At 36.8% G+C, this 17004-nt stretch carries 15 protein-coding genes; 13 read left to right on the top strand and 2 right to left on the bottom strand.

Annotation, left to right across the window (positions count from 1 at the left end; translation table 11 throughout):
- Positions 1 to 248: 248 nt before the first annotated feature.
- The 4 genes from GNP81_RS14710 to GNP81_RS14695 all read left to right on the top strand — a co-directional run bounded on the left by GNP81_RS14710 (position 249) and on the right by GNP81_RS14695 (position 5840).
- Positions 249 to 1412, top strand: a complete 1164-nt coding sequence (locus GNP81_RS14710; protein ID WP_155673893.1) for a sugar ABC transporter substrate-binding protein — start codon at positions 249 to 251, stop codon at positions 1410 to 1412.
- Positions 1409 to 3379 carry a GGDEF domain-containing protein gene (locus GNP81_RS14705; protein WP_155672579.1) on the top strand — a complete coding sequence of 657 codons (1971 nt, stop codon included), beginning with the start codon at positions 1409 to 1411 and terminating at the stop codon, positions 3377 to 3379. Before GNP81_RS14710 ends, GNP81_RS14705 begins: the two co-directional genes overlap by 4 nt.
- Before the next feature lie 377 nt (positions 3380 to 3756).
- Positions 3757 to 4500, top strand: coding sequence for a glycerophosphodiester phosphodiesterase family protein (locus GNP81_RS14700; protein WP_005423519.1), 744 nt, complete (start codon positions 3757 to 3759; stop codon positions 4498 to 4500).
- 41 nt (positions 4501 to 4541) lie between these two features.
- Positions 4542 to 5840, top strand: coding sequence for an MFS transporter (locus GNP81_RS14695; protein ID WP_005423518.1), 1299 nt, complete (start codon positions 4542 to 4544; stop codon positions 5838 to 5840).
- 96 nt (positions 5841 to 5936) lie between these two features.
- Here the strand turns inward: GNP81_RS14695 and yidA are convergent, their stop codons facing one another.
- On the bottom strand, positions 5937 to 6746 hold the full coding sequence (gene yidA / locus GNP81_RS14690) for a sugar-phosphatase (RefSeq protein ID WP_196587366.1): 810 nt from the start codon (positions 6744 to 6746) through the stop codon (positions 5937 to 5939).
- A 100-nt stretch (positions 6747 to 6846) separates the two neighbouring features.
- On the opposite strand from yidA, the gene GNP81_RS14685 reads away from it, so the two are divergent.
- The 7 genes from GNP81_RS14685 to GNP81_RS14655 all read left to right on the top strand — a co-directional run bounded on the left by GNP81_RS14685 (position 6847) and on the right by GNP81_RS14655 (position 13537).
- Positions 6847 to 7497, top strand: coding sequence for a tRNA (adenine(22)-N(1))-methyltransferase (locus GNP81_RS14685; protein WP_155673891.1), 651 nt, complete (start codon positions 6847 to 6849; stop codon positions 7495 to 7497).
- 238 nt (positions 7498 to 7735) lie between these two features.
- Complete coding sequence (locus tag GNP81_RS14680) at positions 7736 to 8254, top strand: Hcp family type VI secretion system effector (protein WP_005423511.1); 519 nt, start codon at positions 7736 to 7738, stop codon at positions 8252 to 8254.
- 142 nt (positions 8255 to 8396) lie between these two features.
- A complete protein-coding gene (locus GNP81_RS14675; protein WP_155673890.1) occupies positions 8397 to 10493 on the top strand; it encodes a type VI secretion system Vgr family protein in 2097 nt (698 codons plus the stop codon).
- Positions 10472 to 11320 carry a DUF4123 domain-containing protein gene (locus GNP81_RS14670; protein ID WP_155673889.1) on the top strand — a complete coding sequence of 283 codons (849 nt, stop codon included), beginning with the start codon at positions 10472 to 10474 and terminating at the stop codon, positions 11318 to 11320. The genes GNP81_RS14675 and GNP81_RS14670 overlap by 22 nt, the downstream gene beginning before the upstream one ends.
- Positions 11320 to 12504: a hypothetical protein gene (locus tag GNP81_RS14665; RefSeq protein ID WP_155673888.1), complete on the top strand. Its 1185-nt coding sequence runs from the start codon at positions 11320 to 11322 to the stop codon at positions 12502 to 12504. Before GNP81_RS14670 ends, GNP81_RS14665 begins: the two co-directional genes overlap by 1 nt.
- Complete coding sequence (locus GNP81_RS14660; RefSeq protein ID WP_196587365.1) at positions 12476 to 12910, top strand: hypothetical protein; 435 nt, start codon at positions 12476 to 12478, stop codon at positions 12908 to 12910. Before GNP81_RS14665 ends, GNP81_RS14660 begins: the two co-directional genes overlap by 29 nt.
- A gap of 234 nt (positions 12911 to 13144) precedes the next feature.
- The gene (locus GNP81_RS14655; RefSeq protein WP_196587364.1) at positions 13145 to 13537 is read left to right on the top strand and encodes a hypothetical protein; all 393 of its coding nucleotides are present in this window, start codon (positions 13145 to 13147) and stop codon (positions 13535 to 13537) included.
- A gap of 62 nt (positions 13538 to 13599) precedes the next feature.
- Here GNP81_RS14655 and cra read toward each other — a convergent pair whose 3' ends face one another.
- Positions 13600 to 14577 carry a catabolite repressor/activator gene (gene cra / locus GNP81_RS14650; RefSeq protein ID WP_155672573.1) on the bottom strand — a complete coding sequence of 326 codons (978 nt, stop codon included), beginning with the start codon at positions 14575 to 14577 and terminating at the stop codon, positions 13600 to 13602.
- A gap of 284 nt (positions 14578 to 14861) precedes the next feature.
- On the opposite strand from cra, the gene fruB reads away from it, so the two are divergent.
- Both fruB and pfkB read left to right on the top strand, forming a co-directional pair.
- Positions 14862 to 15998, top strand: coding sequence for a fused PTS fructose transporter subunit IIA/HPr protein (gene fruB / locus GNP81_RS14640; protein ID WP_155673887.1), 1137 nt, complete (start codon positions 14862 to 14864; stop codon positions 15996 to 15998).
- A 3-nt stretch (positions 15999 to 16001) separates the two neighbouring features.
- A complete protein-coding gene (gene pfkB, locus GNP81_RS14635; RefSeq protein WP_155673886.1) occupies positions 16002 to 16982 on the top strand; it encodes a 1-phosphofructokinase in 981 nt (326 codons plus the stop codon).
- Positions 16983 to 17004: the final 22 nt, after the last annotated feature.

Raw genomic sequence — 17004 nt, 5'->3', positions numbered from 1 at the left:
TTAGTATGGATATATTCTAATGAAGTCTAATGGTTTCTGTTAGTGAAATTAATTCAAATAGTATTTTCTGTTTTGGAAATAACTTGGTGTGTATATTATAAATATCAATGAAAAGACTGACTCCTAAAGTAGTATTTTATAAATAGAGAGAGGTAAACTAAGCTTTATCTGATATAATGCTCAGCCTTAAACTGCACTGATTTACTCTGCATTTTTTCTACTTTTAGCTGACTTTTAAATACAATCCCATGCCTAAATTCTTCATTCTTATATTATTATCTATTTCATTTGTATCGAAAGCGGAAGTACTTGAATTTTGGAGTGCATTTGGTGATAACGTTGATCAGGAGTTAGCTGTAGAATTTGAAGCTAGAACGGGAAATCAATTGATGATCCGTAAATTTTCAATTGATGAAATGAAAGCAGAGTTACTTTTAGCATCAAGATCTAAAAACTACATGCCTGATGTAGCATGGGTGCCTTCTGATTTTCTTGGGCTTCATAAATTTATAGGTATTTCACCTATTCCAAAAGTTTGGATAAAGCAAGATCAATTAGAACCTGCTGCACGTCAAAGTGCAATGGTGGGTGATAGCTATATGGGACTTCCCCTTTTTCTTGGTAATCATTTAATGCTCTTTTACGATAAGAGTAAAACTCCAGAGCCGATTACTCAGTGGGAGCAATTACAAGCTTTGTCAGCCAAGGAACCGAATAAAACACAGATAGCGTTTAGCTCACGTGATATGTATTTTTTCTCGGCTTTTTTTAGTTTATTTCATCCAGATATTCCTCTAGATCAGGTTCATTTTAAAGATCGTAAATGCATGAATACCTTAGTTTTCTTTCATGAATTAGTGAGACTGAATCACTTAGGTTCTCAATGTAACAGCTTATGTAGTCGACAGTTATTTATTGACGGTAAAGCGTCATATTTGATCGATGGAGATTGGGCGGTAAGTGATTTACGTGAAAAATTTGGGGACAATCTTGGTATCACTTCTCTGCCAAGTTATCGTGGTATACCAATGAAATCTTTATCTGCTGGTAAAGTACTAATGATAACGAAAACAGCATTACAGAACCCTGCAAAAAGAATGATGATTAAGAAGTTGCTAACCATGGTTCAAGATAAGGTATTTTTGACTAAATTAATCAATGAGCATCAATATATTTCGGCTTCAACAGAAGTGAACCAAGTATCAATACAACCTGAGCAAGAAGTGATGTATTCGGTGTATCAGCAGTATTTGAGATCACAGCCAATGCCCACAAGTGTACGCGTTTCATTTATTTGGGAAGCTCTAGCAAGAGGCGTATCTCGTTATTCCGATGGTATGCCTAAAGAAGAAACCATGCTTTACATTAATCAATTAATTGATCGTTTTTCTGAAAAGGTAGAAGGATCATGATCTCTCGCCCATATGTGAGTTTACGCAAAGCATTTACTTACGTTTTGATTATTTGCTCGCTAGTGCCATTGATATTTATTAGTCAATTTTTAACTAATAGCATAGGTGAAACACTATTTAATCAAAAAGAACAACAGATCCAAAATGCCGTATCTACTATTGCGCAAGAGATAGTGGTGGAGTTTGATCGTATTCAACAAAGTTTGAATTGGTTATCGCGTGATCGATTCAATATTCAAGCGCTAGATAATATTCTTTATTCAAGTGTGGTTAGACACAATTTAACGCGCTTTAGTGAATTATCACGTCTGATAAACAGTGTTTATATTCTTAATGATAAGTGGGAGCCACTCTATAATTTAAATGGCCGTCCATATCACTTTGAGAATAGTCAGCTATTAAAGGCTATAAGTATTGATAATACAATATATGAGAAAGGGTTAACTAAAACTCTTTTTTATTCAGAGCCTAATTTAATTAAAGGACTGCCATCTACGAAAGGTATTGCTTTAGTCACGCCGATGCTGGCATATAATTTGGAAGGCTCTGGACGATATCGAGCATCTGGCTATGTTGTTGTGCTTATTTCATTTGAGACAATTGAGCAGCATTTCCAACATTTCCTGTTTAAAGATGAGAACTTTAAATTAAATCAACATGTTGGACATGAAGAACATGAAATTGAGCAATCGAAAACTAAAGATGGCGCACTTGAGCGTATCTTTATATTAAATAATCCTTCATTTTCATCATCGCTGACATTAGATATAACGTACCAATTTTCTGATGTGTCACGCTTAAAGGACATGAAGTCGTCTTTATTAGCTCTATTCACCGTTATTGGTTGGACACTTATTACCGTCATTTTGGTAGCGATGGGGATCACTCGTTGGATTTCAAAAGAATTTCTTGAGATGGAAGATACCATTGTTAGTTACGCGTCTAATAAACCGAATAAACGAGAGAAACGTTTTCAGTTTAGCGAATTTGAACGAATGGCAATTGTATTAAAAACAATGAGTTTAACGATTCGTAATCAATTATTGGAACTTAAGAAGAAAAACGAAGAGTTAAATGAATCTAAGAACTTAATTGAATTAAGTAATGAAAAATTATCATCATTTAATCAAGAGCTGGAAGTTCAAGTAAAAAAACAAACGGCTTTAATTAGTGATGCTTTGTTTCGTGAAGAGGTAAACAAGAACAACTTAGCTGCAGTGATTGAGTTTGGTTCGGAATATAAAGCATTAGATTTTCATGATGTTCCCGCAAAGGTTGAACAACAACTGAGTAAATTGTTTCCGGAGACGGTTTGGAAACTCAGCTTTGATCCTTTAGGTGATAATGCAGGTATTGAAATAGTTGCTAGCAATTATAAAGTGTTGGCGAGTTTGCATTTTGTATCTACAGAAGCATTAGAAAAACAGGTATTGGTATTTGAGCTATTTATAAAGCAATTATCGTCTTGGTTAGAGCTTGCTGATATTGCAAGAACGGATGTATTACTCGCATGCGGAAACAGAAAAGCGTTTGATGAAGACTTAACGCATTATCAACAACGTTATAGAGATTCTAAAGCAACTTGGCATTTTGGATTATTCATTTTAGATGTTAATGGGTTAAAAACCATCAATGATCAATATGGACATAGTACTGGTGATGAGCTAATTAAAGCCAGTTGCCACAATATCGCTCAATTATTATCGAGTGATATTAAGTTTTATCGTATTGGTGGTGATGAATTTGTTCTACTTGTTGAAAACGTTACGCAGAGTGAGTGCATTACGTTATCTGATAAGTTGAGAGTTAACCAAAAAGGACTTTCATTTTTAGATAAAGAGGGGAACTCTTATCCAGCCCACTATTCTATTGGGTGGTCATGTTCAGATAAAACGGATTTATTTAAAATGTTCACTGTTGCTGATGAACATATGTATCGTGAAAAGAAAGTGTATTACCAGCAGTAAAATAATAAAGTTAAAATTAATGGCACTTTATCATTGATGAAGTGCCATTTTTTTATTTATTAAAAAGCAGTATTAGCGATAGAGTTCATGAAAAATAAATTCAATTATATAGTTAACTAATGAATTAAGAGTTTACTTATTTTGTTGAAACTTAGGGTGTAAACAGTTTTTACTACTAAATGGGTAGCGCCTAATAGATGATAAATTTATTGCAGCCGCTTATTTTTAGTGATTAATATTGTTAACTTTGCTGCAAAAAGTAATAAAAGTTCCAATTCGAGCGTTCGAATGCGCATTTTGTTCGTTTCTGTCACATTTATGCAATGACCTAAGCGTTATTATTATTTCTATCTTTTAACACGTGAAATAGGTTAACAATGAAAACATTAATAGCTCATCGTGGAATGTCTTCTCTGGCTCCTGAAAATACGCTTTCAGCATTCTCATTATGTAAAGATCATGGTGTTCAATGGTTTGAATGTGATGTCGATATTCTACAAGATGGCACTGTGATCATATCTCATGACGATACATTAGATCGTTGTACAGATAAAAGTGGTCGCCTATGTGATATTAGCAGCGCTGATTTATCTTCTATTGATGCTGGCAGTTGGTTTAGTGATGATTATATTGATGAGCGTTTACCGACGATTCAGCAATTAATCACATTAGCGAACGAAAAAGAGCTGAATCTCAATATTGAAATTAAATCATGTTCAGCTAGCGCTAAGTTAAGTCATTTGTTGATTGATAATTTAATCTCTGCACTTAAAGAATTAAACCCAGAACGAGAATTGATTATTTCAAGTTTTAACCACCTTGTTTTATCTGAATTTAAGCGCAAAAGCCCAGAAACGAAAGTAGCATGTCTTTTTGAAAGCCATACATTGTGGGATGACTGGAATTCGATTATTGAGTGGTGCCAAGCTGACTATATTCACCCTGAAGAGAAAGGGCTAACTCGAGATATGGTGCAAAAATTTAAAGCATCAGGTATTAAAGTAAATGTTTGGACGGTGAATGATTTGGCTCGTGCAAATGAACTTTTCAATTGGGGCGTAGATGGTATTTGTACTGATATCGCTCATAAGTTTCCTTCTAAATACAAAGCAAAACAATAATAACAAAACTAATAATTCAATAACGTGAAAGGATTGCTCAAATGAACTTATTTGAAAAGATTGGATTTACCAGTCGAAATCAGCTATTTGGCTTTTTCTCTGTCGTGATGTCAGGGCAAATTATTTACTCGGCTTTTGAAGCCTTTAAAGGGACATTTTATAATTTATTATTAGAAGTACTAAAAATAGATAATACCCAGATGGGGATCTTATTTACGCTGATAGGCTCAGCAATGTTCTTCTATATTCCAGCTGGTTGGGTCAATAATCGTTTTTCTGTCAAATCCATTTTAATTACCAGTTTGTCGATTCGTTTTTTAAGTATGATGGCGATCATTTTCTTAGAGCCTGGCTTTAGCGTACTGGTTGTTATTGCAGGTATTTGGGGCTTAGTTGACGCTGCATTCTGGCCTGCCGTTGTGAATGGTGTGACGTTAATGTCTGGCGATAGAAATAAAGGGATGGCATTTGGGTTACTAGAGTCTGTACGACGTGCAGCTGAGATGAGCATGAATGCGGTTATCGTAGGTATCATGGCATTGGTTGGTGGATCAATTCTAGTATTCCAAGGTGCGATCGTTTTCTATACATTACTTATTCTTCCTATGATCTTCTGTGTATGGAAATTCGTACCAGATAACCACATGGAAATTAAGCAAGGTGAAAGCAAAAATAAAGAAGCGTTAAAAGGCTTAATTCACGTTTTAAAAATGCCAACGGTATGGTTAGCTGCAATTACTTCTCTAACCGTATATTGGATTTACATTACTCTGATTTATACGGTTCCTTATCTTCAAGCTGTGTTCGGGTTGTCTACTGCTCAAGCTGCGATTTTCGGTATCATTAATACAGGGGCAATGGGTGTTGTTGCAGGTCTTGTTGCGGGTTCAATTGCTGATTTTGTATTTAAATCTTCCATTAAGATGATGTTCTTTGCATTAGGATTAACTGCGGTATGTTTAGGTGTGACGATTGCTCTGCCTAAATCAGAAGGTATGCTAATGATGAACATGGTTCTATTAATGTGCTTCTCATTTAGCATTTTCTTAGCAAAAGGTATTATTTTAGCGCCAGTGGCAGAAGCGGGCGTACCTAAAGATTACAGTGGTTCAGCAATGAGTGTTGGTTCATTTGCAGCTTATGCTTCTGTATTCTGGGCATATGCATTAAATGGTTGGATTATTGATAGCTATCCTGCAGTTCAGGCGTATCAAATGATCTTTGGCATTGGTTTAACGGTTGCTGTTGTTGGTATGGTCTGTTCACTCATTCTTATTTCATTAAAGAAGAAAAATAGTGGTGGAGATAACGAAAAACACATGGTTGAATCAGAAGCGTAATCATGTAATTAGTCTTTATCAGAAATAAAATAGCCCCTAGTATGTCTGTTCATGCTAGGGGCTATGTTTTAGTTGTATTTATATAATGAAAAGGAATTAAACGTTTAAAACAAACTCTTCAATCACTTTTGCTACACCATGTTCGTTGTTGCTTACTGTAATGTGGTTAGCAATTTCTTTTACGTCATCGGTCGCATTGGCCATTGCAACGCCTAATCCTGCATATTTAATCATGTGCCAGTCATTACCAGCATCACCCATGCAAATTACTTCATCGGCGGTAATACCTAGATGATCAGCCAGTGCTTCTACACCTACACCTTTGTTGCTGTTTGGGTTTAAAAACTCTAAGAAGAAAGGCGCACTTTGAACAATGGTAAATTGTTTATAAAGTGCTTCAGGAAGTTGTTTGATAGCCGCAGAAAGCAGTTCTGGTTCATCAATCATCATGGCTTTAAGTATTTGTTCATCATCAGCAAGTTCTTCAAAATCAATAACTGTGATTGGCATACCTGTGATTTTTGATTCATGCTCTGTGTAGTGACTTAGTGCTGGGGTAATTAAGCCTTTTTCTTGAGAAAATGCATGAACATTAACACCAAGCTCTTGTGCAAGTTTTGCAATGGCTTTGGCATCTGCACCAGTAATGATTTGGCTACGGATCACTTCTTCATTTTTCACTTTTTGAACTAATGATGCGTTATAGCTGAGCACGTAGTCGTTTTCAGTTGTCATTCCAAGTTCTTCAAGCTGTGGTTTCATGCCATTTAGTGGGCGCCCAGAAGCCAATACGACAACGACACCTTTTTCACGAGCAGCGGCAATTGCAGCTTTGTTTTCTGCAGAGATTTGTTTGTCGGAATTAAGCAGAGTGCCATCCATATCAAGCGCGATCAGTTTATACATCATCATTACCATTTGATTAAGAATTCTATAGGGTAGCTTACCTGATTTTTATGAAAAAAATACTATATACTGTGTCTGATTTTTACTACAGATTAAACTCATGAAATTAAGCTCTCGTTTAGATACCATCAGAAATAAAGTAACAACCCATTATGATCATATTTGGGACTGTTGCTGTGACCATGGCCAGTTAGGTATGGCTTTATTAGCCTCACAACCCAAAAGCGTGATTCATTTTGTGGATGTGGTAGATAGCTTAATGGTAGAGCTAGAAATTCGACTTAATAAATACGCTGCTGATATTCAACCTCAATGGCAGGTTCATTGTATGGATGTGGCGCACCTTCCATTAGTTAATGATTCTAAAAATTTAATTATTATTGCTGGTGTCGGTGGCGATTTACTTATTGAGATAGTACGGTCTATTTATCAGTACAATAAAGATGCTGATTTAGAGTTTATTCTTTGCCCAGTTTTGCATAATCACAGAGTAAGACGAGAATTAATTGAAATGGGCTTTGGTTTGATCTCTGAAACGCTTGTAAAAGAAAACCAACGATTTTATGAAGTATTGCATGTGAGCAACCGAGCAACACAGTCATTACATTGCATAGGTTCTGAAATGTGGGATTTGAGCAATACTGAGCACCAAGAGTATTTACATAAAACCATTGCACATTATAAAAGAATGGAAGCGAATCCTAAATGCAGTGAAAAAGTGAGTAACCTTTATGCTCATTTACTTAATTAATGGTTTTTTTGATAACTGAATCGGAAAATCGTGATTCAGTACGAAAGATAGTTTAATTTGGCACGGATATTAGTTTGATTGATTTTCAAGAATCTTTGATTGTTTTTCAAACTTTTATTTTATAATTTATGTTTTTTATCATTTTATCTTATTGATATTTAACGGTTAAAAAATTGGCACATCTTTGGCAATAGGGATAGGGAATTATTCATTTACTATTGTTTAAAAGGAAGAAAGTATGCCAACTCCAGCTTATATGCGCATTGAAGGCGAAAAACAGGGACTAATTACTGCAGGTACATTTACTGAAGATTCAGTAGGTAACATTTACCAAGAAGGTCATGAAGACGAAGTGTTAGTTCAAGGATTTGAACACCAGGTTTTATTACCTCGTGATCCTCAATCAGGTCAGCCTACTGGTCAACGTGTGCATAAGCCTGTACGTATTACAAAAGTATTCGATAAGGCATCACCACTAATGTATAACGCATTAACGTCTGGTGAGAAACTGCCTAAAGTTGAGATTAAGTGGTACCGTACTTCTGCAACAGGTACACAAGAGCACTATTTCACAACAGTTCTACACGATGCGATTATCGTTGATATCACTGCGTCAATGCCTAACTGTCAAGATCCATCACAAGCGCATTTCACACACCTAGAAGATGTATTTATGACATATCGTGCCATTGATTGGACGCACGAAGTCGCAGGTACATCAGGTAACGATGACTGGCGTACAGCAATGAAAGCGTAATCGCTCGCATTTTCGGGAGAGTCAATATCATAAGCACCCCTAGCTGTTTATGATGGCTCTCCCTTTTTGCGTTTTAGCTTATTTAATTAAGTCACCGTGTTTAACGCGATGAAAATAGAGTCGTGTATTAGGAAGGATCATTATGCAGGATGCAAACCAAGCTCAATTTGAAATTAACGTTGCAACGATAGATATTCCACTTCAAGTGTATTCATTCTCAGGGCAAGAAACGTTAGGGGAAAACTATCAGTTTGATGTTACTTTTATTTGTGAAGAGCCTGAATTGAATTTAGCTCAATGGTTACAATTGCCAGCTTGCTTGACATTGCATCATGACAATAATCCCGATTTTGCACCAAGGTACGTACACGGTATTATTGAATCGATAGAACAAATCAGCACTTCTTTTCGAAACAGTACCTACCGATTAAGTCTGGTTCCTATTTTTGCACTTCTGAATTATCGAACCAATTATCAAATATTTCAAAATAAAACTGTACCAGACATCATTACCGAGATTTATCAACAAGCGGGGATCTTGAGTAATCATTTTGCTATTGAGCTGTTTAATACTCATGAACCAAGAGAGTACTGTGTTCAATACGGTGAATCCGATGCCATGTTTGTTCAGCGCTTATTGTCTGAAGAAGGCTTAGTATATTATTTTGAACATACAGAGAGTGGAGTTAAACAGATTATTTCGGATGGACCTGAAATATATACCGAATTACCTCCCTTGTGCGTTGTTGCTGATAATGGAATGACGAAAGATGGCAACACCATTACTTCTTTAATGAAAAAGCAGCAAGTAAGCGTCGGTAAAGTATCAGTAAGAGACTTTAATTTTGAAACGCCAACACGACTTCCTGCAGGGATTATGCAGAACGATGATCAAGGTGAATGTGCCTCTGAGTTAGCATTAGAACATTATCAATACCCAATTAATCAAACCTCATCAGAAAAAGCTACAAAACAAGCGTCATTACGATTAGAGCAACAAAGAGCTAGGAGTATTGAGCTTTTCGGCGAGAGCGACTGCGCACAACTGACCGCAGGGTATTTCCAACCTATTCAAGAACATCCTAACCCTGAGTGGAACGATACTTGGTTGCTAACTCAAGTGTTTCATAGCGGGCGTCAGCCACAGGTACTTGAAGAATTGGCTGATGGTGGCTCTGAATATAATGCCAGCTTTCGCTGTATGCCATGGATAGTTCCTTTTAAGCTTAATACTCAACCTAAACCACTGATCCATAATGTTGATACCGCTATCGTAACAGGCCCTGAAAGCGAAGAGATATATTGTGATGAGCATGGTCGTGTAAAAGTACAGTTTCATTGGGATAGAAATGGTCAGGGAAATGAAAAGACCAGTTGTTGGTTACGAACATCTCAGGGCTGGGCTGGAAACCAATATGGGCAGTTTATTTTACCTAGGATAGGACACGAGGTGATTGTCAGTTTCATTCATGGTGATCCAGATAAGCCCATTATTACTGGAGCGCTTTATAACGGTGCTAATAAACCACCTTATACCTTACCTGAGCATAAAACACGCAGTACCTTTAAAACCTCAAGTTCATTAGGTGGTGAAAACTTCAATGAACTGCGCTTTGAAGATAAAAAAGACGCAGAGCAAATTTATATTCATGCAGCAAAAGACATGGACAGTCAGATCCAACATGATCACACGATAGAAGTGTTTAATGATGAGCATAAAATAGTACATAACAATCAGTTTAATGAGATAAAAAACAATCGCCATACCACCGTTAATGGAAGCCAGTTTGAAACGATTAAGGGTGATGCTCATCATCAAGTTAATGGCTCTTTACATAAAAAAGTAGGCAAAAAACAGCTAGAGGAGATCGGCTCTGAATTGCATTTAAAATCAGGTCAAAAAATAGTGTTAGAAGCAGGTACTGAAATCACCATTAAAGCCGGTGGTAGTGTTGTAAAAATTGACCCAGCAGGTGTTCATCTTATTGGTTCTGCAATTAACCTGAACTCTGGCGGAAGCGCAGGAAGTGGCAGTGGTTATGCAGGAAAAACAGCCGTATTACCAATGGGGAAAGAAGTTGAGCAGGCGGGAGAGGTTTCTAATGCTGTGAATGCAACATCTTATGATATTGAAGCGTTAGAAGTTGCTAATTATCAGCAGCAAGCAACTCAGGGAAGTGCAATTGTCGAAGAGTGTCATTGTGATGGAGAGGGAACATGCTCCGTACATTCAAACTAGATGATTATTCAATAGCTAAACACCCTGAATATCAACCAATGACTGCTAATAAATACACCATTATTGAACCTAGTCTATTCGATGATCTGTTAGTGTATGTCTATCAACAAAATCCAGTTCTTGAATGGGATTATCTATTAGGTCACGAATTAAAGAAATGCAGCCCAATTATTATCAAATTAACGGGTAATGAAAGCCATGATGATTTTTTGAATCGGTTTATTGCACAGCCATCAGGGAGTGTATTTTCATCCTCTCTCGGTTTTAAAGCGTTTCAAAATCAAGCTCTTTACGCTTATACAATTATTAAAGAGTCTGGAAATAAAGCGACATTACGATTCTTTGATCCAAGAGTATTACCAAGTGTGCTGTTGGCATTAAAACCTGAGCAGCTTGAGCAAATGTTTAACGGTGTTTTAGCAATTCAGTGGCATCACTACAACTCTTGGTTCGTATATCAACGTTCGGTATCAAGTGATTTTCTAGAAGAAGTACATAGCTTTAATGAGAATCCAATTGTTATTGATAATACGCAACTTGCTTTAATGGATGAGATTCGAAAATATCAGTTGTTAGAGGATATTGCTCATCAATATCAACCAATTTTACCATCGTCACATCAAGCGATGGATATTCTTTTGGATGCGGATAAATACAATCCAACAATGGCACAAGAATACGAAGGGTATTTACGCATGAGAATTGACGCTGGTTGCTTAGAAAAAGAACCTCAATGGATGAGCATAAAGTTAGATCAAAGTGACACCTCATTAACTGAGCGGATAAAAGGGATTCATCAACAAGTGAAAAGTCAGGAGCTAATATAATGAAGATTACTTTACCTGATGAAAAGTACGGAAATGGTAATGATTATGCGGTAAGTGGAGAGGGTACACCTGTATGTCAGACAGAGGTTTTTGATGTTGATGATACCTATATCGTTTTTTCTGATTCAAAAATAACTATTGAAGATTTTGTAAAAGAAACGTACTTGTCAGATAAGTCAGAAGTTATTGAGCATTTTATTAAGTCAAACCCACACTTAAAAAGAAGCTTTCACCAGATAATTGAAGGGATGCCATTGGTTGTATCTCCCTGGAAAGCTCCTCACAAAGATGAAGCATACGCAATAGAACAAACTGATGAGTTGATGACGGAGTTCTTAACACTATCCAGTGATGAGAAAAAGTGGTTTTCTGAGCATCATGAAACGACAACTAGTGCATTAATGATAATTGCTGCTTCAAATTTAGATACTCGAGAAGGGGTTGTTGATTCGCCGGAATCAAGTAGTTTAAATTTAAGTCACTTATTAGCGGTAAGTGCTGGATTGATAGATGGTGCTCAAGAGCAGGGAAAAATCCTTAATAGCAAAATGACAAATTTTGCTGAGTATTCAAAAGAAATAGCAGAAAAAACAAAAGGGATTTCAGAAGCTAATTTAAAATCTAATCCAGATTATAAAGCATGGCGTAAAGCTTCCCGAATTTTTAAAGAAGAGATGAAAGGAGCTTTATCAGGGGTGACTAAGCCTGCTTATATAAAAGAGTTTCAAGCAAGAAATATTAATAAGTACCTAAATATCGATAAGCGACAATTATATAAAGCAAAAGATTTTTCTAAATCTATTTCTGGAATAGACATGACGTCTTTGTATAAACAATCGATGAAATTCAGTAAGGGATTAAAAATTGGTGGAGTCGTTGCTACAGGGCTCGGCCTTTATGGAAATGGAAAGGATTTGTTTCAAACCTGCATTACAAATAATGATGTAATGAGTGAAGCATGTGGTCGCTCAACCGTTAAAAATGTTAGTTCGATGGCTCTCAATGCAGGTATGGGAATGTATGGTATAGGGCTTATTCTATCACCAGCTACAGGAGGACTTTCCGTATTATTAGTTGGTGGTGCAGGGTTTGTTTGGGGAATTTATGGTGGAGACATATCTAACGAGTTTGGAAGTGCTGTTGAGGAGGTGAGTTTTGATTTATACGATAGATTATTTGATTGATATTATTGATTTTATTACTTTAAGTAGTGCTATTTTTACATTTACAGTAGGTATGTTTTTATCTATATTTTTAACTATTTATATAAGTATCAAAAATAGAAAAATAAAAGAAGAATTAATAAATAAAGTGGCAGATTGTGCACCTCCTGTATTTAGAGAAAGATCTATTAATTCAATGGGGAATGTCGCACACAATTGGCTTATAGGAACTATGTTTCCTTCTATATGGTTTATGTACCCTATATTAAGATTTCTATGCTCATTATCAAATGTTGAAATAATTACATGGCGGGAGAAGGTTAAAATACTTCTTGGTCACACATACGCGATATGTATTTTAAGCTTAAATTTGAGCTTTACTGGGTTGATTTATTTGGTCATTAGGATATTTGTGATTCCATATTAATGGATAGTTTCATTATTCATTATAGCGTTTTACATTTATTAGTGAACCTTTAGATTCGATGGTTTCTAATGAAATCGTAGTTTATCAGAACTAATGTATTTTCTGGTATTTGGTAAGATTATGTGGAGTTTAAGATACTCATTAATATCAACCGCATTTAAGGGATATTTATAGTGGGCTTAAAGGGGGGGGGCAGCTGACCGTACTGTAAGCAAGAATAATGGGAGGAGATAAATGTCGGATGCAGTATGGTGGGAATTATTGATTATGGTTCCTGGCTCTATTTTTGCCGGATATGCTATAGCTTGGTCTGTTCCTGGTGTGATTATGAGTGCAACTGTTTCACTAGGAAGTTTTAAACATATTATTTTTATTGATAAGCAATTAGCAAAAGACCTTGATAAATATTATGACAAAAATGGGCATATGCGGCCTCAATATCAAATGTCTTGGGAAATAGGCAGTCGATGCTTTGATTATTGGATTAAGTACCCATTCATTCGTAAGCGTGTAACAACTGATTCTATAAAATTTAAGGTTTTTATGTGGGTCAATGCTTTAGGGGTATGGAGTTATATTCTTTTTATTTTTTGTCTATTAATGGCTAAAACTTTCGTTATTATTTAACTAAGTATTGTATATCATACTAAACAAGCTAAAATTGGCTGCCGCAACAGCCAATTTTTCGACTAGCGAATAATAATCTTCCTAGGAATTAACTCTATTCCTGCTTGATAGCGTTTTGCTGAGGCATTCAACCCCAATGCTAATGCACTGTCTGCGATTAGCTCAAATTGTTGTGGTAGAGAGTTAACTTTAATGGGTAAGAAATCCAATAAACGATTATCACCAAACGTGCCTAATTTTATTTTGGTCATTAACTCAGGCTTTTCAATGAGTACATCTAAAATCCCTTCAAGCAGAATATAAGAGGTGGTGATAATCGCATCGGGAATGGCGTTATCTTTGATCCATTGTTCAAAAATTGCTTTGCCTGATTCACTATTAAAGTGTTCGCCATATCCTGTGATGCTTGCTAAACCTTTCTCTTTGGCCTTTGCTTCAAACCCTAATTGACGTTCACGAGAAATATTCAGCTCTGGTAATGCACCAATTAAGCCAATTGATTTAACGTTCTCATTAACTACCGACTTAGTTAACTCGTAAGCCGCATCAAAATCTTCACTGATCACACAACCAAAATGCTCGTCATCTAATGAGCGGTCAATGGCAATGATTGGTGTACCTTTTTCTTGAATACCTAAGTAGTAATCACTGCCATTAGGTAAGCAACTTGCAACGAATAGCGCATCAATACGACGACTAATAAGTGCATGAGCGACATTCATTTCTGTTTCAGGATCATCATCAGAGCATCCAATTAAAATTTGATAGCCAGCTTTTCTTGAATTGAACTCTAAAAGTTTAGCAAGCTTGGCGTAACTGGTGTTTTCAAGATCAGGAATGATTAATCCAAACGAACGGCTACTGCCTGCACGCAATGCAGATGCCGCATGATCAGGGCGGTAATTGTGCTCATCAACTACTGCCATGACTTTTAATTGTGTCTTTTCGCTGATGCGATATTTCTGCGCTTTACCATTGATGACATAGCTTGCAGTGGTTTTGGAGACGCCAGCAAGTTTGGCAATTTCATCTAATGTCATGGGTAAGATCCTCAATTTTGTGGTTCGGATCATAGAAATATAGATCCAATCAGCTTAGGTGTTGAATTATACGCTGAATCGATTCAGTATAAAAGCTGAAAGGATTCAGCAAATTTGAAAAGCGTGATATTTGCGCTATTTTTACTCATAAATGCGAATTTAATGGGTGAAAATAAATTTGTTGAACTTTTTTTGAATGCTTTGCTGAATCGATTCAGTTTGTTTTGCAAGGCAATAAATACGATGAATAATCAGTGAACATAGATAGCGAGAGGCTAAGACCCATGCTGACATTAACAAAGAATGACATTACGCTGCAGCAGTCAGCAGCGGATAAAACAACAGCAATAAAAGCGATTGCAAAACAGCTAGCAACCAAAGGATTAGTTGCAGAAAATTATGTTGATGGAATGCTTAATCGTGAACAACAAAACTCGACATTTTTAGGCAATGGTATTGCTATTCCACATGGCACGGTTGATACCCGCGAATTGGTTAATCAGACGGGTGTCGCGATTCATCATTTTCCACAAGGTGTAAATTGGGGTGATGATAATGTGGTTTATGTGGCTATCGGTATTGCGGCGAAATCAGATGAACACTTAGGTATTCTTAAGCAATTAACGAAAGTGTTGTCTGCTGATGGCGTAGAAGAGAAACTAAAACAAGCAAAAACCGAAGCTGACATTATTGCATTATTAAATGGTGAAGTTCAGTTTGAAGCGGATTTTGATGCATCACTCATTCAATTACTTTTCCCTGCAAGCGACATGATTCAAATGAGTGCGGTTGCTGGCGGTTTATTAAAAAATAGCGGCAACGCAGAGAGCGCATTTGTTGCTGAACTGGTAACTAAAGAACCGACTCATTTAGGCAAAGGCTTATGGTTAGTAAGTACGGACAAAGGCGTAAAACGCTCAGGCATGTCTATTGTTACTACGGCAAATGGTTGTGAGTTTAATGAATTACCAGTGAAAGGTCTGATTGCGATTGCTTCTTGTAATGCTTCTCATCAAGCGTTTTTAACAACGATCACTAAGGCGGTTGCTGAGCAAAAACAAGAGTCGATTCTATCTGCAACTTCTGAACAGTTACTTGCCATGTTCTCTACTTCTATTGAAGAAACAACAGTAAGTGCTGATGCGGATAACACTGCAATCTTTAAAATTAAAAATGCGCACGGTTTACACGCACGCCCAGGTGCAATGCTTGTTGCTGAAGCGAAAAAATACGAATCAAAAATCACCGTATTAAACGTAAATGGTGATGGTAAAGCCGTGAATGCGAAAAGCTTAATGAAAGTGATCGCTCTTGGTGTTAAACACGGTCACGAACTGCAATTTACCGCAGATGGTGCTGATGCAAAAGAAGCGCTGGCTGGTATTGGTGCTGCGATTGCTTCTGGTTTAGGCGAGGGTTAATTGATGAGTACTAATTTAAAAAGCAAAGTCGTTACTATCACTCTGAACCCTGCTTTAGATTTAACCGGTAGTTTAGATGCGTTATCAGTTGGCTCTGTGAGTTTAGTAAGTAAAGGCTCACTTCATGCCGCAGGTAAAGGCGTTAATGTGGCAAAAGTGTTGTCTGACTTAGGTGCAGAGGTAACGGTTACTGGGTTTTTAGGCCGTGATAATGAAGAGCTTTTCTGTCAACTATTTGAAGAAATGAAGGCTAAAGATGAATTTGTCCGTGTTGATGGTGCAACTCGCATCAATGTGAAGTTAGTTGAAAAAGATGGCCGAGTGAGTGACATTAACTTCCCGGGTGTTGAGGTATCACAACAGGCAATTGCTGAGTTTGAAGTTCGCTTATTTGAGTTAGCAAAAACACATGAATTTTTCGTATTAGCGGGCAGCTTACCAAAAGGCATTTCTCCAGAGCAGTGCGCAGAGTGGATTGAAAAACTGCATCAAATGGGCAAGAAAGTGTTATTTGATAGTAGTCGTGCCGCACTAGCTGCAGGTTTAGATGCTCACCCTTGGTTAATTAAACCAAATGATGAAGAGCTGTCGGAATTTGTAGGTCGTGAATTAAATACACCAGAATCATGTCAACAAGCGGCTGAAGATCTTGCTGAAAAAGGCATTGAAAATATCGTCGTGTCATTAGGCTCAAAAGGCGTGATGTGGCTTGGTAAAAACGACCAAGAACAAGCTGAATGGATGTATTCTCAACCACCTAAAATGAACGTAGTAAGCACGGTTGGTGCTGGTGATACGTTAGTTGCTGGCCTATGTTGGGGTCACATGCAGCAAGATTGGGATCGTTCACAAATCTTATCTTTTGCTACCGCTCTTTCTGCTTTAGCTGTATCGCAGGTCGGCGTTGGTGTTCCAGATATTAAAAACGTACAAGAATTACAACAACAAGTAACCCTACACAACCCTATTTCTAGCAACGTGTAATAACGCTTAGTGATAGATTAAG

Source organism: Aliivibrio fischeri (genome assembly GCF_009727955.1).
GTDB classification, from domain to species: Bacteria; Pseudomonadota; Gammaproteobacteria; order Enterobacterales; family Vibrionaceae; genus Aliivibrio; species Aliivibrio fischeri_A.
Note: the sequence above shows the minus strand (reverse complement) of the source record. Positions and strands in the feature narration are given on the sequence as shown.